At 41.9% G+C, this 22,970-nt stretch carries 18 protein-coding genes and 1 tRNA gene; 10 read left to right on the forward strand and 9 right to left on the reverse strand.

Translation table 11 applies throughout. The features are described 5' to 3' along the window. Positions 1-76 precede the first annotated feature (76 nt). From DFQ12_RS12310 to DFQ12_RS12320, 3 genes are all read right to left on the reverse strand, one after another. Positions 77-1,369, reverse strand: a complete 1,293-nt coding sequence (locus DFQ12_RS12310) for a DUF3108 domain-containing protein (RefSeq protein WP_120259373.1) — start codon at positions 1,367-1,369, stop codon at positions 77-79. Between the two features lie 416 nt (positions 1,370-1,785). Next, the gene (locus DFQ12_RS12315) at positions 1,786-3,579 is read right to left on the reverse strand and encodes a cytochrome-c peroxidase (RefSeq protein ID WP_120259374.1); all 1,794 of its coding nucleotides are present in this window, start codon (positions 3,577-3,579) and stop codon (positions 1,786-1,788) included. A 90-nt stretch (positions 3,580-3,669) separates the two neighbouring features. Next, positions 3,670-5,148, reverse strand: a complete 1,479-nt coding sequence (locus DFQ12_RS12320) for a PhoX family protein (protein WP_120259375.1) — start codon at positions 5,146-5,148, stop codon at positions 3,670-3,672. A gap of 294 nt (positions 5,149-5,442) precedes the next feature. On the opposite strand from DFQ12_RS12320, the gene DFQ12_RS12325 reads away from it, so the two are divergent. The 8 genes from DFQ12_RS12325 (at position 5,443) to DFQ12_RS12360 (ending at position 16,402) form a co-directional block, all read left to right on the forward strand. Next, on the forward strand, positions 5,443-6,021 hold the full coding sequence (locus DFQ12_RS12325; protein ID WP_167457265.1) for an RNA polymerase sigma factor: 579 nt from the start codon (positions 5,443-5,445) through the stop codon (positions 6,019-6,021). A gap of 71 nt (positions 6,022-6,092) precedes the next feature. Beyond that, positions 6,093-7,127: a FecR family protein gene (locus DFQ12_RS12330; RefSeq protein WP_120259377.1), complete on the forward strand. Its 1,035-nt coding sequence runs from the start codon at positions 6,093-6,095 to the stop codon at positions 7,125-7,127. A gap of 48 nt (positions 7,128-7,175) precedes the next feature. Continuing rightward, positions 7,176-10,712, forward strand: a complete 3,537-nt coding sequence (locus DFQ12_RS12335) for a SusC/RagA family TonB-linked outer membrane protein (protein WP_120259378.1) — start codon at positions 7,176-7,178, stop codon at positions 10,710-10,712. Positions 10,713-10,724: 12 nt separating this feature from the next. Further along, on the forward strand, positions 10,725-12,209 hold the full coding sequence (locus DFQ12_RS12340; RefSeq protein WP_120259379.1) for a RagB/SusD family nutrient uptake outer membrane protein: 1,485 nt from the start codon (positions 10,725-10,727) through the stop codon (positions 12,207-12,209). Between the two features lie 36 nt (positions 12,210-12,245). Beyond that, complete coding sequence (locus DFQ12_RS12345) at positions 12,246-13,523, forward strand: M43 family zinc metalloprotease (RefSeq protein WP_120259380.1); 1,278 nt, start codon at positions 12,246-12,248, stop codon at positions 13,521-13,523. A 22-nt stretch (positions 13,524-13,545) separates the two neighbouring features. Beyond that, a complete protein-coding gene (locus DFQ12_RS12350; protein ID WP_120259381.1) occupies positions 13,546-14,667 on the forward strand; it encodes a TlpA family protein disulfide reductase in 1,122 nt (373 codons plus the stop codon). A gap of 19 nt (positions 14,668-14,686) precedes the next feature. Continuing rightward, the gene (locus tag DFQ12_RS12355; protein WP_120259382.1) at positions 14,687-15,853 is read left to right on the forward strand and encodes a TlpA family protein disulfide reductase; all 1,167 of its coding nucleotides are present in this window, start codon (positions 14,687-14,689) and stop codon (positions 15,851-15,853) included. Positions 15,854-15,856: 3 nt separating this feature from the next. Next, entirely contained in the window at positions 15,857-16,402 is a 546-nt protein-coding gene (locus DFQ12_RS12360; RefSeq protein WP_147420401.1) for an SRPBCC family protein, read from the forward strand. A 119-nt stretch (positions 16,403-16,521) separates the two neighbouring features. On the opposite strand, the gene DFQ12_RS12365 is transcribed toward DFQ12_RS12360, so the two are convergent. The 3 genes from DFQ12_RS12365 to DFQ12_RS12375 all read right to left on the reverse strand — a co-directional run bounded on the left by DFQ12_RS12365 (position 16,522) and on the right by DFQ12_RS12375 (position 19,028). After that, a complete protein-coding gene (locus DFQ12_RS12365; RefSeq protein WP_120259384.1) occupies positions 16,522-18,012 on the reverse strand; it encodes a M56 family metallopeptidase in 1,491 nt (496 codons plus the stop codon). Continuing rightward, positions 18,009-18,383: a BlaI/MecI/CopY family transcriptional regulator gene (locus tag DFQ12_RS12370; RefSeq protein ID WP_120259385.1), complete on the reverse strand. Its 375-nt coding sequence runs from the start codon at positions 18,381-18,383 to the stop codon at positions 18,009-18,011. Before DFQ12_RS12370 ends, DFQ12_RS12365 begins: the two co-directional genes overlap by 4 nt. 252 nt (positions 18,384-18,635) lie before the next feature. Then, a complete protein-coding gene (locus DFQ12_RS12375; RefSeq protein ID WP_120259386.1) occupies positions 18,636-19,028 on the reverse strand; it encodes a group III truncated hemoglobin in 393 nt (130 codons plus the stop codon). Between the two features lie 181 nt (positions 19,029-19,209). Between DFQ12_RS12375 and DFQ12_RS12380 the strand changes: the two genes are divergently transcribed. Continuing rightward, the gene (locus DFQ12_RS12380; RefSeq protein ID WP_120259387.1) at positions 19,210-19,776 is read left to right on the forward strand and encodes a hypothetical protein; all 567 of its coding nucleotides are present in this window, start codon (positions 19,210-19,212) and stop codon (positions 19,774-19,776) included. A 243-nt stretch (positions 19,777-20,019) separates the two neighbouring features. Here the strand turns inward: DFQ12_RS12380 and DFQ12_RS12385 are convergent, their stop codons facing one another. Next, positions 20,020-20,556, reverse strand: coding sequence for an ExbD/TolR family protein (locus DFQ12_RS12385; protein ID WP_120259388.1), 537 nt, complete (start codon positions 20,554-20,556; stop codon positions 20,020-20,022). A 386-nt stretch (positions 20,557-20,942) separates the two neighbouring features. On the opposite strand from DFQ12_RS12385, the gene DFQ12_RS12390 reads away from it, so the two are divergent. Further along, complete coding sequence (locus DFQ12_RS12390; protein WP_120259389.1) at positions 20,943-21,458, forward strand: methylated-DNA--[protein]-cysteine S-methyltransferase; 516 nt, start codon at positions 20,943-20,945, stop codon at positions 21,456-21,458. 14 nt (positions 21,459-21,472) lie between these two features. Here DFQ12_RS12390 and DFQ12_RS12395 read toward each other — a convergent pair whose 3' ends face one another. Next, complete coding sequence (locus DFQ12_RS12395) at positions 21,473-22,252, reverse strand: LuxR C-terminal-related transcriptional regulator (protein WP_208642545.1); 780 nt, start codon at positions 22,250-22,252, stop codon at positions 21,473-21,475. A 368-nt stretch (positions 22,253-22,620) separates the two neighbouring features. Beyond that, positions 22,621-22,708, reverse strand: a tRNA-Ser gene (locus DFQ12_RS12400). Positions 22,709-22,970 lie beyond the last annotated feature (262 nt).

Consider the following 22,970-nt stretch of genomic DNA (forward strand, 5'->3'; position numbering starts at 1 on the left):
TCATAAGTATATGTTTTTCATAAGTTCGTGTTAAAGCCGCAACAAATTCCCCCTTTGTGCGGCTTTCTATTTATGCTTACATTTCTTTTAAATTCACTTCTTTCTTCTCGCCATCCTTATCTATGCTAATGCGCTTCTCTATATTTGCTTTGTCAATATAGGAGGATCGCCCGGTGCCGTAATTTGTTGTCGATCCGGTATAACCCCAATAGTTGTAATAATTGGTGTAACCCGATACATAGGAGTAATTATAGGAGTTGGAAAAATCAAAGCTGGTCATAATGATATAATTGCCCGGCATGAGCTCCGCAAATTCAAAGTGTCCCTCATCATCATAGGTCTTTGTACGTTTGATGGAGTGGCCAAAATCGGGATCCAACGGAACCTCCGCAACTTTCTTTTGCTTTCGGATTTTTTTGTTTACCTCAAGCCATTCTTCGTAGTATGCTGAATTTGGAAAAAGCATAATCTCTGTTCCTTTTGGCGCATATTGTTTTTTCGCTGTATTGACAAGACCAGCCAGCCGCTTGCCGGAGCTGGACCGTGCATAAGCGGTGCCGACGATCACACTGTTACCATTGGATATCTGTTGAACAGCTTGCTCTTTGTTAAATCGGTTTTTGATGGGTTGGTAATCGAGCTCCTCGTTGACTGTAATTTCCCACTTACCATTGCCCATGGACATCTCCCGTTGCCACAAACGGCGGTCTTTCTTGTCCACGACATAATTATAGATGGCCCCCGTGTTCTCTTCCAATAGCGTGATTAACCAGCTGTCATGTTTGCCTGTTTTCGGTGAGCCATAACTATAGCTTTTGACTTCTTTAATGGTGTAGTATTCCACCTGAACATTGGACTCGTCATTGTAGTAAAACTGCGGAATCCGTGCCTTATAACCGACATCTAGGGGAAGTGTGCCCATCAGATGGTCTGTCCAGTTGAAGTCAATAAATGGTTCGTTGGATTTTAAATTCAGTTTTTTATCTTTTTTGGTCTCTTTGGAATAATAATTACCAGTGATGGTTTCGCCAAAATTGAGATTTAATTTTGTTTTCTTGGTGTCAGCCGCATAGCTGATGGATTTTAGTGTGCTTCCATCCACGACGCTGGTGCGGGCCGTGACCCAAGCATTGTCTTTGGGTGTATAAGAACTTGTCAGGCTCAGTTGATTGTTGGCCGCAACAATATCGTACGTTATTGTACCCTGCTTGTCCCAGTTGGTATCTTTGACATAATATACCGTGTAAAGCGATTTCTCAGGCTTTATATACTTGGTGTTGATATCCTGGCTGCCGGGGGCAACGATCTTCTGACACAAGGCAACAACCGGAAGCAGGCCCGCTGCTAAAACAAGTGCATATGATTTCATATAAAATATTACGTTAGTTAATGAAAAACAAGTTGGTTTTCCTCGTTTGATTTCTTTATCTAAGGTAGTAAAAAACTTTTTTAAAATTTTTCGGGACAATCGGGCTGCTGAACCGTCTTACTAATAACACAGATTTATTTTAATTACTATTCTTAGTTTGGTTACAGCCGCATTGAATTCCCCGTTCTTGCGGCTTCTTTTTTTGTATGCTGCACGTCTGATCAAGGTTTCTAAAACTTTTCTAAAATTTTTCGGGACAATTGCGGATTTCAATCGTCATATATATTCCTGATAATCTATACATACTTGAGCCGCATAGAACTCCCCGTTCATGCGGCTTATTATTGTATCTGAATTCTGATAGGCTCCCGATAGTGTGTATTTGCTACCCAGGAGATGATATATTACTTTTTGGATCAATCATCCAATGCTTTGAGAAAAGCAATAATTTTGGCCGTTTCTTTTGCTGTTAGACCTAATGTATCTGTCGGTAAGGTCTGATTGTCTAGCTTAAAGCCAAACTGTTGACCACCGCCTTTGTTGTAAAAATCCATGACCTGTTCTAAGGTGACATAACCACCATTGTGCATATAAGGCGCCGTCTTGCTGCTATTGCGTACTGTCGGTGTTTTAAAGGAATATTGCAATTGGGGTACCGTCTCATGATAGCGTCCTCTGCCGCGGTCGGGATCCAGTTGCTTATTACGATAGTCTACAGCCACGCCCAATACTTCAGATTCGGTCTTGGCATATTCTGGCGGTACTGTCCCGTTAAACAGGGGAACAAAATGACAGGTAGCACATTTGGCTTTGCCTACAAAGAGGTTAAACCCGGCTTTCTCATCTGCTGTCAATAGCTGGGTCTGACCGCGCATATAACGGTCAAAGCGGGAGTTAAATGTGCTTAATGAACGGACATAACTGGCCAATACATTCTGTACCTGCCAATTTTCAACAGTATCGGTCTTATAAATTTTGTTAAACTCTTTTGTATAGGTCTTATGCTGATTCAGGCGTTTGGCAATTTCCGTCATGGATCCGTGCATCTCGTCCTTATTGGTGATGACGTCCATGCTCTGTCCTTCCAGATCTTCGCGACGCATATCCCAAAATTGCCCATGTTGATAATTACTATAGGAAAGGGAGGGGGTATTGCGATCCATCTTCGCACCGGATAGGGTACTAGGTACTTTGACCCCATCCGCAAAGGCTTTGTCTGCATGATGACAGGAGATACAAGAACGGGTTTGATCCCCGGATAAGATATTGTCCCGGAATAATTTGGCGCCCAAAGTAACTTTTTCAGGACTCATTTTTTGTCGCTCTGAGGGAACAAAGAAATCGGGATTAAAGGCATCTTCGCTAAAAAGATTGGATGCATCGGGCGAGATAGGATGATTGACCTGCAAGGATGGGATACCTTCGGATTTTCGAAATTGATGCAGTGCATCGGAAATTTTATTCAAATGTTGATCCATCAAACCGAGGTAATCAAATTGGTTCCGATCTGCACTCTTGCCCAATATCGTATTGGTTGTTTTAATTAAGCCTAAGATGTTTTCGATCTCGCCAGGATGATTGACCTGTCCTTTGATCATACGCAATACATCAGCGACACCATCGAGGGCATGAGTCGATTCGACGAGACCTTTCCCCGAGATGGGGGTATCAAAACCTGTAACGCCTAATGTCGTGATTCTGAATACCTCATTGCGTAATGATTCCATGAGCTGTGGCAATGATAAGGTATTGACCTCAAAATAGGTATTGATCGCTAGGGATTTGTTTTTTAGCTTCTTTAAAAATCGAATAATCTGTTGTTTTTCTTCCTTTTGATAACTGGGATAGAAATATTCCTCCAAAGTTTGCAAACCTTCAGCTTCGATGACGGCATTTTCTTCCAGTTCGATTTCGTCCAGGTTGGGACCATTCAAAAAACGGGCGGTCTCGGGCATAAAATAGCCAACTGCCCATTCCATAGTTTTATAGGTGAGCCGCAACTGATCAAATCCTTGTTGCAACTGTTGGTCGCTACTATTGTTTTCGACGTTGGCGATCTGTTGGTCAATCTGTTTATCAAATGCGGTATTGATCTTTAACACCTGTTGTCTGATCGCTGGCAGATCTTGGGGATCTGTCTCCTGATTTCCCTTACACATGATAGCCAATAATACAATTGCTATCAGACCGCTCACAAGCCAATATTTCATTTATTTTTTATGTTTGAATAAAATAACAATAAGGGTATTCTCTCGCTATGAAAGAATACCCTTTTGAGTTTTAGTATTGATTTTTTTAAATTATCGTTGCACGTTACGGATAAGAACGACCTGACCACCTTCCTTGTTGGTAACCGCACCAGATCCATCCGCGTTGGCAAATTTATCATTCTGCCAAGTGTGAGAGTGGATATTGACAGCAAAGGTATTTGGAATGCCAACCAATTTGGATACATCTGTCATCGCTCCAAATTCCCAAGAGCCAAATTTCTGCAGGTTGCCGCTTTGGTTATAAGCTGTTTGCCAATCCTGGTTGTTGCGCTCATGTTTCATGTTTAACCAAGGCTTGTAGGTCTTGGTCGCCATATTGTATTGCCAGATATAAGAATCGTGTTTGGCATCAGTATAATAAGAATCACCATCTTCCTGTATGTACACGTAGTTTTCGGTCACACATAGGTTATCCGGATTGATCAGGTTATTTCCCGGATCGGAATCTCCCTCAGCTATAACTTCTAATTTGCCCTTCAACATATCTTTAGCGTCCATATTCAGTTTATAGACGCGGCCCCACATGGTTAACCCTTCTGTTGGGGTCTTGCCATCACTTGATTGCCCAGTTGCGGTAAAATAGACTTCACGTCCATTACCAGCACCTTTACGGTAATCCACATCTTCTACCCGAGAGAAACGGATGGCTTTGTTGTCTATGTTTGCCTGGTTGATTTCTTTACCAGTTTTATTTTTGGCATTTGGAATTTCGACAAACTCGACATCATAAGAACTACCCTTTTTCATATTCGTTTCGGTATAGTCATTATTGCTACGCTTTAGGGCGTATAGCTTGCCATTATCCAAGTCACCTTGTTGATCAGCGACGTATAGGATCAATTGACCAGCAGATTGATGGCTTGAACCGTATGATTGATCTTCTCCGATCAGGATATAAGTCTTGCCATTGGATACATCTTTAGGTAGAGGAACCGCATTTTCCATAGAAGCTTTACCTAAAGCTGGTTTAACACGGTTTTTGTCTGAGCGTTGTGCTACAGATCCCAGTGGATCCAGCTTGTGAACCATACTCTCTTCGCCAGATTCTCCAGCTGTTAGAAAAGCGGAAAACCCATGCTCCTCAGGTGTGGCAAGTGTAGCCGAACACAGTCTGGTGCTACCACCGGTACCATCCATGATATATTCGCCTTTAATAGGTTTGAAGTTTTTATCAAGATAAACACGGGATACCGATTGCGTGATTTCGTGGTTACTGATCATCAGGAAACCATCTGATTTGTCATCCTTCATAAATCCAGCACCATCAGGTTGACCAGCGAATACGAATTCAGGACTGCCGGATAATTTATCTGAACTTGAGATCAGGGTGGTGATCTTTAAATTTTCAAAACCGGGCATGCCAAAGACAAAAGCGGGTTCTTTTGAATAGTTTTCTAAATTTTCCACCGGCGGATTCTCTCCACCATCTCCGATTTTGTCGTTGTCTTTACAGCCAGCTATTGCCACTGACAATAGTAAACTCAGGATTGTAATTTGGTTTCTTCTCATACCGCAAAGGTATTCTAGCGATATTAGCTGTATATTAACTCTATTTTAAATAAACAATTTATCTTTTGTCTATACTTTTTAGTTTAATTTATCTGTTTGGATAGGTTGTTCTAGTGTACTTTAATCTATTTAATTTAATCAGTTATTTTATTCGCATACAGGAACTTGAGTTCGCTATTTTTTTTAAAGGTAGCTGTCTTAAAAAGAGGTTTTAGAAATTGCTTTCTAAGTTTTTTTTTCTATACTTGGAAATTATAAATTCTAAACAAGTACCTTTTAACGAAAAACCTAGCTGTGAACAGAGACGATGTTGAACTGATTGAGGCGATTAATAATGCCGATCCCATTGCTTTTAAAAGGCTGTTTGACACGTATTGGAAAAAAATCTATCGGACAGCCCTGCAAAAACTACCTACAGAAGAAGATGCTTCTGACATTACACAAGATGTCTTTTACATTATTTGGAAAAATCGCGCTGGCTGGCAAGTGAAAAGCAATATCGCTGCTTACTTGATGTCCATGCTGCGTCATAAAATATACGATTTCTATGCCCAACGGGATCGACTCCCCATCTTTGTCCCCATTAATGAACAGGAGGAATACTGGGACTATAGTTTTCAAGAGGGGGAACAGCAGGATTTTGCCGCCGAAAATCAGCAAGTAAGAAAGGAAATTGATGCTATGCCCGAAAAAATGCGTGAAATATTTCTGCTCAGCCGATTTGAAAACCTATCTGCCCAACAGATTGCAGACAAATTGGGAATTACTGTACAGACTGTGAGAAACCAAATTTCTACTGCTTTAAAGCGTATTAAGAACCGTTTTGGTGATAAGGCTACCTGGCTCTTATTCCTGTTTTTTATCAAATTTTAATTTTTTTTATTTTTTATATAGTATGTTTTTGAAAAAGGACAGACTATATAGGTAGAAATCAAAATTTGATTATGCGTCTTCTATCCAATAAACCAAATAGGAATAAACAGAACGAGATCTGGAAAGGTATTGTCCGCAAAGCTGAGCAAGATCATGACTACAGTCTATCGGCTATTGATATGACTGTAAGATCAATGCCGTTCTATCGGAACGGCTGGGCAATTGGTGCAGCAGCGGTACTCGTGCTATTGCTGTTGGGCTCGCTATGGAAATTGTGGCTGCATTCATCCATCTCTTTTATGGACGAGAAGGAGCTCAAAGCAACCTATGTGGATGCTAGTTCATCGTCAAAACTCATTCTATCTACAGGTGATACCGTTTTATTGGATGGTGCGCGCCCATTGGATAGCAATTTGTCTCAATTGGCGCACAACGCCAGTTCACTGGATTTTAGAAAACTAAATCATACGAAACTGCAGGGGCAGCTTCAAACTCTGCAGACTGGACGCGGAAAGCAATTACATGTGACATTGTCTGATGGTTCAGAGGTGTGGCTGAATGCATCTTCGCAACTGAAATTTCCAGCACATTTTGAAGGGGCTGAGCGCCCAGTTTCGGTAACTGGTGAGGCTTACTTTGAGGTGGCGCACAACAAAAAATCTCCGTTTATCGTCACGATGGGACAACAGCAGGTGAAGGTATTGGGAACGCATTTTAATACCCGAGGGTATCACAATGAGCGAAGCAAGACCGTCACTTTATTGGAGGGCGCTGTAGCGGTGCGCGATAGCAGGAGAAAAGATGCGCCAACGGTACTGAAACCAGCTGAACAGTATGTGTCAGATGGGCAAGTGGGGACTGTTCATACATTGGCTAATCCGGAATCGGTCGTGGCTTGGCGTAATGGCGAATTCTACTTTGAAGATGCTGACGCACTCACAATCGTCAGGGAGCTTGAGCGCTGGTATCCAGTGTCTATAGGGTTAAAACAGCAGGATACTACGAAGAAAATCTCAGGAAGGATCAAGCGAACGGACTCCATGAAAGAAGTCGTGGAAATGCTGCGGTTTTTTGATATTGAGATTACGGTCACGAAAAACGAATAAGCAACAAAAGCAAACTAATCAATTTTCTAATATTTAACCTAAAACATTATGAAACACCATTTCATGAAGTATAGGCGTGTGAAATCCATTTTGCTCGGGGGAGGCGTATGGCTTTTGATACTTTCACCGCTTGGAGGGCTAAAGGCACAGATCAATATCGCCGCCAAACAAAAATCGCTGATAAGCGTCTTCCGTCAGGTCGAGAAACAGAGCAAGTATGTATTTCTCTACGACAAGGCCGTGGAAAACAGTCCTGCGATTTCCTTTGACTGTGCCAACTGTTCGATAGAACGGGTTATTCAGCTACTTGAACAGCAGACGAAATTGGAATTTAAGATTTCGGGACAGCAGGTTTTGGTGAAGAAAAGAACGACGAAAGGAACCGGGGAAACAAAAGCAGCAGCGTTAACCTTGCAGGCAGCACAAAAAGATACCATTCAAGGGAAGGTGGTTGACGAACGGGGCAATCCTGTTGTGGGAGCGACCTTGCTGATCAAAGGTACCAGGATCGGTACTGCCACTGATCGTACGGGGACTTTTAAGTTGCTCCGCCCTGCTGATGGGCAGCAGGTGCTCTGTAACTGCCTGGGCTATCACCCCGAAGAAATCCATGTCGCTGGACAAACAACACTGATGCTGACTTTGCGTGTCAAAGCACAACAGCTCGATGATGTGGTCATCTCCACGGGCTTTCAAAAACGTGAACGCAATAAATTGATCGGAAATATTTCCTCTATCAAGGGGGAGGATCTGCAGGCATCGGGGATAACGACCGTAGACAAGGCCCTGCGTGGAAAATTGACCGGTGTCTATGTTCGTTCCAATTCGGGCAGGCCGGGCGAAGCGGGATCAATTATCATTCGCGGGAGTAATACCATGACCGGGAGCAGTGAGCCGCTGATCATCCTGGATGGTATGCCGCTACAGAACGGTGGGGTTGCTGGAACAGATAAAACAAGTTCCAATATCAATAGCTTGCTGACTAATGGGATCGGAAATATTCCGCCGGAAGATATCGCCAGCATCGATATTCTACGAGATGCGACCGCAGCTTCTATCTACGGTGCCCGCGCGGCCAATGGCGTGATTGTGATCACGACCAAACGTGGGGAAGCTGGCAAGGATTATATCAATTATAGCACCAAACAGTCCTTGAATATGCAGCCGGGTAATGCATTCAATTTTATGAATTCGGCAGAAAAGCTGGCCTTCGAAACCCAATTGTACAAAGATTTTCATCCGGTCTATGGTGGACGTGCCAACCAATTGCTGCTGCAAGTGGATAATGGCGCTATTTCAGCAGCGGAAGCACAACAGCAGATCAACCAACTGTCAATGATCAATACAGACTGGATCAATGTACTATACAATCCGGCCTATCAGCAGTCTCATAATATTGCCATGAGTGGTGGAAGTACGAAACTCCAGTACAATGTCTCGTTGAACTATCAGGATGCCAATGGTACACTGATGGAAAATAACAACAAACAAGGGGGGATGAATGTCAAACTGACGCGTAATATCAACGATAAACTATTGGTAGATTTTAATCTGTATTCTACGATCAAGAAAAATAAGGAGGGGCAATCGGCCATGGATCCATTCCGTTATGCACTATTTGCCAATCCGTATGAACGACCTTATCAGGAAGATGGCTCGTATGCCTGGGATAAGACCTATCGGGATTTAAGTGGTAAAGTTGGTGAAACGGCCTATTTAAATTATGAGACTTTCAATATCATCAAAGAACTGCGGGAAAATACGTTGACCACGGATTATGCCAATGTACGGAGTCAGTTTGGACTGGAATGGAAGTTTTTAAATGGATTCCAATACCGTGGATCCGCTGTGGTGAATTATACCAATGTATCTACTGCGGATGAATCCCGTGCGGGCACCTACCGTTCCTTTGCTCAAAACTGGTTAAATGTGGCCCGGACGAGTGGATCTGGAGTATTACCGAAATTTAACTATGGCTTTTTGGAGGAAAATTCAGGCAGAACCCTCGATTACACGGTCCGGAATACCATCGAGTATAACAAGACTTTCGCAGACAAGCATTATGTACAGGCTTTTTTTGCCAATGAGGTCTCCGAGCGGACAAACAATCGTTTCTTTCACTACAATCCCATTTATTTGCAGGACTACCGTATGGCGGGCTATCCTTCCTGGGATGATGTGCCACCGGCGAACTATAAAAAGCTGGATTTGTCACGCTTAGGTGGGACGTATTATGAAAAAGATCGCTCCGTATCCTTTATCAGTTCCGCAACCTATAGTTATGCAAATCGTTATGTCTTTAATGCGAATTTCCGTTCGGACGGTGTGGATATCATTGGCTCAAAAAATCAGTTTACACCACTCTGGTCGGTGGGTGCCAAATGGAACGGACATGAAGAGAAGTTTGTCAAGGAACAACTGCCCTGGTTGAACCGATTTGTACTCTCGGCAGGTTTTGGTTATACAGGCAGTATCAACCGTTCGGTCTATCCCTTCCATACCTATACCCTCAGCGCATTGGTCTATGATGATGTTGTAAAAGCACAAGCGTTTAAATACGGTAATCCTGTATTGAAATGGGAAAAGAAGCGAGATATAAATTATGGTGCCCAGATATCTGTCTTGAATAGCCGTCTGAATATCGAAGCCAACTATTACGATAATCGGGTGACCGATCTCTTGGACAATGTGGTATTACCAGTATCGGTAGGGCGTACGAGTTCTGTCGTGAATGCGGGAATACTTTCCAATAAAGGTTGGGAACTTTCGGCACGTGTGGAATTGCTCAAAAAGACAGACTGGCTCTGGGAGGTTGGTGGAAATTTGACGACAGTCAAAAATAACCTTGATAAGGTGTATTATAAGAAAGAACCGACAGTGTCTAATCTAACACCACAAAATGTAGAGAATTATGCGATGCGTTCTTGGTTTGGCTATAAATATGACCATATCGATCCGAATAATGGACACATGATGGTGAAGGCCCAACGTCTGGATGCGGCCGGAAATATCAGCGGCGAGGAAATTATTGATCTTTCAAAAATATCGTCGGCAGATTTGCAGAGCAAATACAGGACATATTACTTGGGACAGCAGGACCCTAAACTATATGGCGGCTTCAATACACGCTTGCGGTATAAAAGCATGACGTTCTCAACAAACTTTGTGTTTGCGGACGGTAATATGATCAAGGGATTTCAGGATCGTCGGGAGGGACCGAGTGGGATGACGGATGATGTGACAGCTGGACGTACAAACCGTCTCAAGGAGCAGCAATATCGCTGGCGTCAGTATGGTGATGTGACGGATATCCCTTATTATTCACCGACAGCTTCAAATTATGTCAATTACCTCATCGATAGGGATATTGAGTCAGGGATGTATATCAAATGTACCGAAATCGGTGTCAACTGGCGCGCAAATCCAGCAGTGCTCAAAAAAATGATCAAACAGCTGCAGATCGGCGTATTTGCCAATAACCTGTTTACGATTTCACCTTATTCAGGTTCGGATCCGGAGACACAGATGGCTTTTGGTTATCCAACCACACCGAGTTATTCATTTTCGTTAAATATTGGATTTTAATAGCTATTAAAGATGAAAAAGATAGTAATCTATATCGCATTATGCTGTACATTAATCAATAACGGTTGTAAGGACTTCTTGGATCTGCCACCGAAAAACCAACGGGCGGTAACAACCCTGGACGACGTAAAATCTGTATTGGCTGGTTATCTGGATATGTTTGCACGGTCAAACACCAGTCCAATTGTTGGGCAGGCTCCAATTATGAACGAAGCACAAAATATGATGTTTGAGGCCTATGCGGACAATTTCGATTTTGCTGGTAATATGGGGCAGTATATCAATCCAAAAAACATCCACGGTATCGAAAAATTGTATGCTAATAAGTTACTTTTTAACGATATGGAGACCTCGGATAATATCTGGAACAACTATTATGCTGTGATCGGGTTTCTAAATGCATTGATCGACCAGTCGGACGAATTAACGCAGGCTGATCCGAGTGAACTGAAACGCGTAAAAGGGGAGATGCTGGTACATCGGGCCTACTATATCTTCAAACTGCAGCAATATTTCGCACCTATGGATAAGGAAGACCGGGGAATTCCCTTGTATCTGCATACAGGAAAAGAGGTGGTAGGTATTGAAATGAAGAGGTGGAAATCGGCTGATGTATACAAAGTCCTTATTGACGATCTGAAACAGGCTTTGGCCTTCTACCAATCGGAAGGAGGGAACCCTGGTTACAGTCGCTTTTTCAATGGTCGTTTTATCCAGAATCTGTTGGCTCAGGTCTATTGGTTTAAGGCCGAGTCCTCGGCCAGACAAGCGGAAGATTATACAGAAGCGCGCAACTATGCACTGGCGGCTATTGATGGTGTGGATGCATATATTCCAAATACACTGACGGCTTTTCAAAATGTGCAGCGCAATCTCAATTCCGAGTATCCGGCAGTTTATATGCAATCGTTAAACTTTGGTAATGTCGGCGCCATCTACGGATCGCCTTACGATTATCTGGGTTTTGCTCCGGCAAATCTAAAAGTGGATCCCGGATTTTTGGAATCTTTTGACAACGATGACATACGGAAGGCGGCGTATTTCAATGGAACTGTATTGTCAAGTACCTGGCCAGACGGGATGCCCAATGGACCAAAATATGTGCGTATTCACTTGTTTACGCCAGAGGAAGCGTATCTGATATTGGCGGAGAGCTACTGCCGTTTAAATCAGAACGAGCAAGCGCTGGCAACCTTAAATAAGTTTAAAGGATTTAGAGGGGCAACAGCAAAAAACAATCTGAATAATGAGCAGCTGCTGCGCGAGATTATCAGCGAGCGACGCAAGGAATTCTTTTGTGATACGGATAAGCGTTGGTTAGATCTCAAACGTTACCGACTGGGCACGATGCAGCGTAAGCTCAAGTTTTTCGATAAGGAATTTGACATTAAGGTCGAGGCCGGAGACTATCACTATGCATTGCCGATTCCATTGACTGAATTGCAGGAAAATCCGCATATCGTACCAAATGAAGGCTGGAATCCAATTATTTTTTAAGTGTTATAGATGAATGAACGAAAAAAATAGATAAAGATGAAAAATATACTCTTTGTACTCATTGTCTTGCTGGGCCTGCAGGCCTGCAAAAAAGACACGTTTAATTACCAAACCTATGCAGCAGAAGTCGGAGATATCGATTCTATCTACTTTTCGACAGGAAGCACATCGCTGATCGCTGATGGCAAAGCGACATTGCAATTTGTGCTGGAGGCCTATCGTAAAGTGCAGATCAAGGATGCGGGGGGACAGCCAAGGGATACGATGATGTATGTGGACTACGCTAAGCTCCCGAAAGCTGAAGTCAAGATTTTTGCGGATGGACAGCTGGTCGAAGGAATGGAATATCAGGTAAAAGATCTTTCGAAGAACACACGAGAATTTTATGCGCAGATCGGTGGCCTGAAATCTAAGGTTAAATCAGTACAGATTAAAGCACCAAAGCCTTTGGAAGCAAAACGCTACATTGATGTGGTATTCCATGTGTTTGAGCTGAGTACGACGGACCCTGGCTATGATGCCCTGACCTATCAAGATATTCAGCAAAAGCAATTGGAGTCGGCTATAGCCTATGCGAATGCAGTATTTAACAATGTGTATGGTAAAGATCCAAATGGCGGGCAGGCAAATTTTGAATTCCGTCTGGCGAAGAAAAATCCGGCAGGGATGGCTTTAGCACTACCTGGTTACAATAAGATCCTGTATGATGCAAGTTGGAAAGCTTCACCCACGGCGCAGTTTTTACCCACAAATTTTACGGCGAAAATCAATGCGACTGCTGCCTACCAATGGAACAAGGATAAATTTTTGAATATCTATATCTATCCAACAGTAGCAAATACCAGTATTGGGAATAACCGAGCGGCTTATCAAATCGTATCTGCAGGACAGCAGGCAATCGAGGGGATTGCCAATATTGTTAACTCGGAAGCCGAAATCCCGACAACTGATTTTTATACAATCTACGGTCTGGGGATTCAGCGGTCAATTTTCTTTCCGGAGTCGAGTCTCAAAATAGAAATTGCTCCTCATCTGGGTATATATTATGGTCTGTATGCAACGAATTCAATAACCTTGCCTGTCAATGACTTTGTGGCGGATACGAAGAAATATTTTACGGGGAATACGCAGACGGCAAACCAATCTTCAGGTCTCCTGAAGACAGGCTTAGATGGTGAAAAGTTTCTGGCAAACAACGCTATGGATGATGTCCGCTTTGCTTCGCTACGGAATAGCTTCACCCAGGGACAGATAGAGCGGATGCGTTTGGTCATGGAACGCTGTCCCGTACGGAAAGCATGGCAGTCAGAGTAGCTTAATAATAAATTTTAGATAGATGAAGAAAATAATTTTTAGTGTTTTAGGGCTCTTGATCGCGCAGCTGGCCATCGGTCAGATTAAGGTCAAGGTCATTGGGAAGGTAACTGGTGATACGGAAGGGCATAACAAAGTATACCTGTACAATCGTATGGCGAAAGATTCGGCGGAAATAAAAAATGGCCACTTCGAAATAAATTTTGAAGATAAAAAAATTGGATCACGGGCGATTTCCATTGAATATGATCATGCCAAACGTCGTATGTATGCACCACTAGTCTTGTTTTACGATCAATCGGGTACCATAAACGTGGAATTTGATGTGCTGAAAGGTTTATCATCCGGTAAAGTGAGCGGTCTTGCCTCAGCGACTTCTTTTTACCAATACAATGAAGCGAAAATCAAGGTATTTCGGGAATCCATGCGTCTGACGCAGGAAAAATATGGTGCAGATGCCATGAAGACCGGAAATGCACAATTTGAAACCGCAAAAGCGTATAAAGAACAGCTTTTTGTGCACTTGAATGATTCTTTGCTGAATGTATTTGTGAAACCAAATGCATCGGTTTCGCCTGTCTTTATACAGTCGCAGGAAACGACATTACCACTCGAACGATTGGAATATTATTACAATAAATTATCGGATAAGGTCAAAAAAAGCGAAGAATCGCAGACCTTACACGCCAAGATCCAAGGGCAGAAAAATGCCTATATAGGCGCTACGGTCAAGAATTTTGAATTGCCTGATGCACTTGGAAAACTGCGTAACTTTAATGAGTTTAAGGGGAAATACATCCTGTTGGATTTTTGGGCTTCCTGGTGTTCCCCATGTCGGGCCTCGTTCCCAAGGATCCGTGAGGTCTATAGCAAGATCAAGGATAAGGATTTTATTGTGATCAATATTTCGATCGATCAAAATAAGGACGCATGGTTAAAAGCTGTAAAGGAGGAGTCCAATCCCTGGCCACAGTTATACGACGACCGCAAGGTTTCCTACTCCCTATTTAATGTCAATGCAGTGCCGACTTCTTATCTGATCGACCCCTCAGGTAAAATCATTATGAAGGAAATCGGATTCGAGCCCAAAGGTGGTGGCGCTATGGAGAAAAAATTAGAAGAATTATTCAAGGTTAAATTTTAAACATATAATTAGATACAACATGAAAAAAGTGGTATTAGGTATAGTCGCTGGACTATTGATGACTACAGCATTAATTGCGCAAACGCGAGATTACATTACCGTACGGGGAACAGTGAAATTTCCACCAGATAAAGAGAGTCAAGAGAAATATCCCTTTGTATTGAAAGACAAAGCGATGAAAGATGCAGAGGTTTTTCAGAAAATTCAATTAAAGGCAGATAATACCTATGAAATAAAAGTACCGGCAAAAACACCTCGTTTTTACAGCCTGGATGTTTTTGGTTGGGATAGAATCACCTTTTGGGCCGGTAATGATGATTTAAAAATTGATTTTAGAGGTTTGGATACCGCTAAAATCAAAATCAAAAATCCGCCTTATGTTTTTATTGAATCCGAAGGTAAAGACAATCAGTTGATCAATATGCTGAACTGGGAAAATTATCAAAACTATCAGAATACCATTGCTATTGGTAAAAGACAGTACATGGCTATGCAGAGCAAGGATACGGCAATGACTAAATCGTTGACGGATATGATGATGGAACAATATGATAATATGGCTACCCGCGCTAAATGGTACGTTAAGAACTATAAAAATGAACCGCAGGTGGTCTATGCTTTGGGCTATGTCAGTCCCAGACGTGATCAGGAATTTATCCTGAGCTATGTCAATCCCCTGATCGAAAAATACCCTTGGTTACAGGAAGCAAAGGAAGTGAAGGAAAATATCAACAAGGCTCTTGCTGCTGTGAAGAAAACAGAGGATGGTGCTAAATTTATCAATATCACACAGGCAGATGCCGCAGGAAAGAATGTCAACTTATACGACTACCTGAAAGGTAAGAAATATGTATTGGTCGATTTCTGGGCTTCTTGGTGTGGTCCTTGCCGGGCTGAGAACCCACATGTATTGAAAGCATACAATGCTTTTAAGGCAAAAGGTTTTGATGTCTTTGCCGTATCATTGGACGATAAGAAAGATAACTGGTTGAAAGCGGTAAAAGATGATAAAATGCCTTGGGCGCAAGTATCGGATCTGAAAGGCTGGAAAAATGAAGCCGCTCAGTATTACAATATCACAGCAATTCCTTCTAACTTCTTGTTAGACGGTGATGGTAAAGTGGTCGCTCGAAATCTTCGTGGTGCCGATCTTGAAAAAGAATTGGCCAAACTTTTAAACAAATAACCGATGAAACGTATTCTTTTCATGCTTGTTTTGCTGGTATCCGTTGCGATGCAAGGTAAGGCGCAAATGGCCACAGCAGCTGTTGTAAGCTGGGATATAGACCGACGGATCGAGGTTCCCGTAGCACGGGACTCGGTCTGGTCGTTGCTGAAGAATAACGGCTTGGTTGCCGTTCTTTCCAATGGCTATGTGAAGTCCATGGTTAACAAGGGTACTGAATTGCCTATTGCACGGGAGGTGACATTTAAGGACGGTTCCAAGCGCGATGAATTGCTGAAACAATTGGAGGAGCAGCATCGTTTTTTGGTGTATACGATTGAAAAAGATGCGCTGCCAACGGGCTTGAAAGCGGTTCAGGTAGCGATATTTACCAAAGAAAAAGGGGATGATAGCACTGAAATTAACTGGATGGTAAAACTGGATGGTGATAGCGGAGCAAAAAAGAAGTACATCGAAACCTTAAATGCGGAGATTGAACAGTATGCAACTGGGTTTAGGAACTACCTAACATCCAAGCCGAAAGTGATTCAGGCGGTACGTATGCAATAACAGCCTCATGGATTTCACGATTTTTCCATAGGCTTGGTTGAAAAACCGGAAGAACGATTGTTCCTCCGGTTTTTTGCATTTTGAATCAGACGTTTCATGTCACTTGACATAAATCCTGTTTAATTTGATGTAAGCTCTTTTTTTGCGGGTTGACCTTTAAGAACGATTTTTGCGGCTCGCTTTCCGTTGTTTTCCTTTGCTTCGGAGCTGATGGTACTAGTAGAACGCACGTTTACATTCGTTATGGTATGTGGTTCCGCCGACCTAATTTCCGTTGCCTTTGCCGATCCAGATGTGGCAGTTCCAGTTTTTACTATCGATACCGTTTTGGGATCATTGACTTGAACATTGTTTGCTTTTACCGATGTGACAGTGCTCACATTCGCTGTTCCACGCATAGTTATCCGTTTAGGTTCCTGAAATTTTACGTTTTCAACATACACCTCTTCTATTTTGGGTGCTGTTTCCACCTTCACTTCTTCAAGCATTGGTGGCTTATTTTTCATTGTTTTCTTGCTGTTTCCACCTGTTTTTTTGGGCTCTGGAAAGCGTATTGTTTCTTCTTTTGGAGTAGCATTTTTCTTGGGTTCCATTGCGGGAGCATCTGCTCTTCTGGGCGGATTAGGCCGTTCAGATACAGCTTTTGGGGCACCCGGTTTTTTGGAAGTGGGGGGAGTCTTGGCCGGTTTCGCTGGTTCAGTTTTTTCTGTTTTGGCCGGCGTTGTTTTCTGTGCTTCGACATGAGTCGAAAACAACAGGCTAATTGCTGTTGTCAGCAATAAGGTAAGCGCAGGCATCAGCAGGAGCTTACCACTGTTCGTTCTTTTCTGTAACATAATTAATCGTTTTTTTGTTGTTAAAAAATTAAAATTACTGGCCGGTAATGCGTTTATATCGGGGGAGGACATGCTCCACTGGATAATCAGATGTTGGTAACTAGCGCGTTCATAAACCTGTACTACGGCATCGTCTGCCAGGTATTCGTGGTTTTGTCGAACAGCTCTGTCGATCAGGTAAACCAAAGGGTTGAACCATAATACAATGCGCATAAGCTGCATGAGCATCACGTCTATGGAATGTCGCTGGTCTGCATGTGCCTGTTCATGGGCGATAATCGAAGCCTCAATCTCTCCTTGTAAATATGCGCCGCGGGGTACATAGATCCGTCTGAAAAATGAGAAGGGAGTTTTAAGGCCATGAATACTATAAATTGAAGGATTGTCTGTCGCTGATGCGCGACTGATGTAGGATGAAAACTTTTTATAGCTTACTATATACCTAATCAAAAGTGCAATCGCAATCAGTAGATAGGCAAGGAAAATAGCCGTGTTGGTTGATATCAACGGTTCTTGTTGGACGGCTGCAGGGGTTGTGATGGCAAGCTCCATATGCTCCGGAGCTACTTCCGGTTGAACCCTATTAAAATGAAAAAAATCAGGGATAAATGACGGCAGAGCAGTTTGCACCAATGGTGCAAAAAGAGCGATAGGTATAATGGCAAGCAGATAAAAGCGGTTAAATACCAAGAGCTTTTGCTGTTGCAAAAGAGAAATGTATACCAGATACAGTAAGCCTGAACAGGCGATCAATTTTCCCAGATAGATAATCATGTCGCTTTGTTTTTAATTTCTGAATCAATTATTTTTTTCAGTTCTTCCAATTGCTCCTTGTTCAACTGCGATTGTTTTGTAAAAAAAGAAGCAAATTTTAAAGCTGAATTATCAAAATACGTTTCAACAATATCATTGACGTGTGCGAGATAATAACTGTCCTTATCGAATAGGGGATAGTACTCTCTTGAATTGCCATATAATACATACGATATGGCTCCCTTTTCGGTCATTCGTTTTAATAATGTTGCAATCGTCGTCGGAGCAGGTTTGGGGTCAGGATAGGCTTCCATAAGATCTTTCATAAAGGCCTTTTTCATGTCCCAGATGTACCCCATCAATTGTTCTTCAGTCGCTGATAATTTATTCATACTACAAATATAGAATCTATTCTACATTGTGTAGAATATAAAATGTTAAAATTTGTTATTAACATGTATTTAATTGATTTTTAGTACTTTATTTTTGTTTTCGTGCTTGTGGTAAGCAATTTTTGTTACAAAATAAAAGAGAATGGCGACTGCTAAAATAATGAGCCTATCAGATATTGGGGGGGGACTTTATCTGGAATGCTAGTAGAAAATGAAGTGGGACTGCATATCGAACCTGGAATACAAAATGTCTTATATCAGCGGTTTCTTTTTCGGGTTGGCATTAAAATATTCTTTTTTAAACTGGAACATCTGTGCCATTTTTTGTGCGCGCCATTTGGCTTCGTCAGCCTTTTCACCTGTATATAACCGATCGACGGTCGCTTCAAACAGAAGGAGCCATTGATCGAAATGTTTTGCCTCAATGGGGAGGGGGATATGGGGTGGAAATGGACTGCCAAAGTAGGTATGTTCATCCAGCAGGATCGTCTGCCAGAAGCGATACATTTTTTCCAGGTGTATGCCCCAATTGTCCTGAATACGTTCCTGAAAAATAGGGCCTAGGAGATTGTCCTGACGAACGGTGCTGTAAAACTGATCGACTAATATTTTTATGTCCGCGATGGTTTGAATGTCCTGTTTCATGGGTTTAATGCCTGCTTTTGTGAAACGGATACCTCATCTGTAGCTGTTGCACGGTGTATGAATAAGATAAATTTAGCGAGAATATAGGAGAATTGAATCAGGTTGATGTAAAGATGCATGTTAAAAATATTGGATTTTTCTTTTATTGTCAGTAATTTGAATAGATATTTAGGGAAAACACATGGGAAAATACACTTTTTTTGTCCTGCTGCTGCTGGGATGTTACACCGCGCAGGCACAAATCACCGATATTACAGTCAACAAAGAAAATTTTGAATCTTCGGGTTTTCCATTTAAAGGCAAGCGTGTGCTGCAGGTGGAGCATATTCAGACCGAAAAAGAAGATAATTATATCATTTTTTCAAAAGAGGAACGCGGAGCAGATCCGGATAAACTATATGCACAGCAATTTCAGCGAAAAGATGGTATGTGGGTACCTATTGTGGAGGAAACTATCGTTGAAGATGGTATTATTACTTCGGTGTGGGAATCCAGAAAAGCCTTCTTTGACGCTGACAAAGATGGGAAACTGGATGCGGTGTTTATCTATTCCAGGCATCCAAAGGATCACGTCGAAAAGCAGCTGAGCTGTATTGCTTTGGTTTTATATAAGGGACAATTTTATCGTCTGCGTGCGGAGGCGGAGGATGGATATACTAAGACTTCCTATTCAGACAATTATGCTTCTTTGCCTACCGAGGTAAAAGAGAACGTGGAACGCTATTGGGAAAATCTGGACAAAAGATAATAGATTGCAATACTGAACACAAAGACAAAAGGGCCATTCAATTTTGGAATGGCCCTTTTGTCTTTGATTATGCTCGGATCGCTACAGTCCTTTTTTGAATACATAGGCTTTTTTTTCTGAATTGCCTATTTTTATTGATTCGCATTTTTCATTAAGACATCAATGAACTCGTTACGCTCGGTTTATTGACTAGAAAGAACTTTAGTCGATTTTCATTGCTATTGGTGCTTTCCCTTTCGTATTTTACTGAATGGAAACTAATAACTGTTTTTCCTCTTCTTCTTGCGTTTTGCCAATGACATAGCGTGTGATGTTTTGGTGTTTGATCTCATCAATTGTATGGATCACATCTTTCGTCCTTGCTTCTTTACTCGGCTTGATCAGTACGATCATATCCTTGCTGTTGGGCATGTTACTGATCTTTGCTTTCAACTGTGCGAGTACCTGCGGTAATGTTTTCTCTATATCGCTTGGTTTTTCAGAAAAGGCAATGGGCTTCTTGAAGTCGCCATGATACCACATAAATTTTCCATCCCCAAGAATCAATGTCGCTGCCCGGTTTTCGTCAATGAGCACTGGAGGTGTCGCCTCACCTTTTGTTTTGTCTGGCATGGCAATATCCATTGCTGCAGGTTTGTTTAGTGTTGTGGTCAGCATGAAGAAGGTGATCAAAAGAAAAGCAAGGTCTACCATCGCTGTCAGATCTACCTTTGGGGCCATTTTCCGGCTTCTAATTTTTTTCTTTCCGCTTTCTTGTGTTTTTTGGTTTAATTCTGCCATGATGCTTTGTCTTTAGGTTATAACTCTTGTTCATACACATTGATATGATGCCCCGACGAGAACTATTCCATATTTTTTTTGACAATGGGAGCCGTTTTTTTCTTTGATTTTTTTCAGTCGGTTCAATTACAATAGGTTAAAGAATTGTCTAGTAGAAGATGATAGACCAAGATTTGCTGGTGCTAATAATCGTGTTGTGGTGATACTAGCTTTTAAGATTGAGAATTTGTCTTCTTTGGTTGTGGCTATCGCATAAAGGTGAAGCAGTGTTCAAATGGTAGTGGCGGTTGTATAATATAGGTCGTCAGTTAAGTGAAATTGTTGAGGAACATATTTTCGTTGCGGGAAATGAAATAAAAAAGATTAGTAACTTGCCAATAAAAAATATGGAGCAGGATAACGGGCTTGTCTATACAGATATCGCATCGCCAGTAGGGAACATAAGGCTTGTGGCGACCAGGCGTGGTCTTACTGCCGTATTGTGGGAAGGTGAGGACTATACCCGGACGAAGTTGTCTCAACCGGATAGAGAGGACCATGCACCATTACTTTTACTCGCTCAACAACAGCTTTTGGAGTATTTTGACCGCAAGCGCACTGTTTTTGACCTACCGCTGGATATGCAGGGAACTCCCTTTCAGCTTAAGGTGTGGGAAGCTTTGCTCACTATTCCTTATGGCCAGACAAAAACCTATGGAGATCTGGCACGCCAACTAGGTGATATCAAAGCTGTACGTGCAGTCGGTGGTGCATTGAACAAGAATCCGATATCCATTATTGTACCCTGTCATCGGGTCATCGGTGGATCTGGGAAACTCGTTGGTTTTGCAGGTGGTCTGAAAAATAAATCTATTCTTATTGATCTGGAAAAGAAAGATCGGACTCCGACATTGTTTGATTGAAAGTAGGCCCTAACCTATAACCAGCCTTCCTTTATCGCTTTGGCTATTAGATCCACGGGTGTTTTTACGCCAGCTTTAGCAAGAATATTTTTCCTGTGCGTGTTTATCGTGTGGAGACTGACACACAGCTCATCGGCAATTGTTTTGCTCATCTTGCCCTCGACGATACATTTTAAAATTTCTCGCTCTCGCTTTGTAAACATATCATAGGATTTTGTGAACGCTTGATCAAGTTGAATATTAAAAAAAGAAGGTTCGTCATCAAGTCCAATAAGTGAGAAACAGGGTTTTCCTTCTTGTTTTATATGCGATATGTCGGTATGCAGAGAGAGCGTCCGGTAGAAGTTGTTTTCATCATAATCTATCTGAATAGCTTGATGCAGGATCCTGATGTAATGCCCATCTTTTCTTTTGAACCTGAAATCATATTGGACCTTATAGCTTTTTACCTTTTCATAAGGTAAACTTTTAAAAAACTCCACGACTTTATATTCAAAGTTGAGGAAATAGGCTTTGTCGTCGGGATGGATGCGTTCCATGAGAAATGGAAGAGAAAGCTCTTCTGGTTTATAGCCGATCAGGTTTTCGCATTCTTCGCTAATGATCTCGACTTCCCCGATATACATATTGAAGACTAGATAATAGAAATTGCCTGCTTGAAATATATTTAACAAGCGTTTATGAAATTCGATCTGTTGTTGTAATTCCGAGGTATCCGCTGTTTTCTCAATGTCTACAACTGTCCTCCAGAACTTCTTTGCTGTAAGATAATATTTGGATTTAGGTGACTCCATAAATTTAATCGGTTAATAGCATAAATCTACAAAATGTACAGGAATATCTGAATGAAAGGACTTCAATTTTTTACCAAAAAAGCCACTTTTTATTAGTCTAAGGGACGATAGGGAAGATGAAGAAGTTCGAACCCCGGCCACCCCTTCTGGTTCGAATCCGAATACCACAAAAAAAGCCTTTCATTTCTGAAAGGCTTGTTCTGCGGAGAGTGAGGGATAATAAGATGATCCCAAAGGGGGTGGCTTCACCATAAAATAAAGCCATTCACTCCGTTCATTTTTTTTCGTCGTTTAATACTTTTGATCAAACATTGTTTGCAAAAGTCTATAAACGACAAAACCCGACTATCGTCGGGCTTTATTTTTGGTGGCGGAGAGTGAGGGATTCGAACCCCCGAACCTGTGACAGTTAACGGTTTTCAAGACCGCCGCATTCGACCACTCTGCCAACTCTCCGCGACAAAAGTAGAAATTCTGAACAGATTTACAAAACTTATTTTACATTTTTCTTTGTTTAATGTGCCTTTTGGACGATTTGTGCTAAAAATGTTGCTGGATATCAGGTTTTTATTAAATGCTTTTTTTTGTAAACAATGCCAATGTATAGGACAAAAAAACAGTCCTTTATTGGAATCGGGGATGATAACGATCAAATGTGATATTATCTTGGGTAAAAATATTCTGGATTATGATTGATGAGTAAGGTTGGGGATTAACT

The organism is Sphingobacterium detergens, assembly GCF_003610355.1.
Lineage (GTDB): Bacteria > Bacteroidota > Bacteroidia > Sphingobacteriales > Sphingobacteriaceae > Sphingobacterium > Sphingobacterium detergens.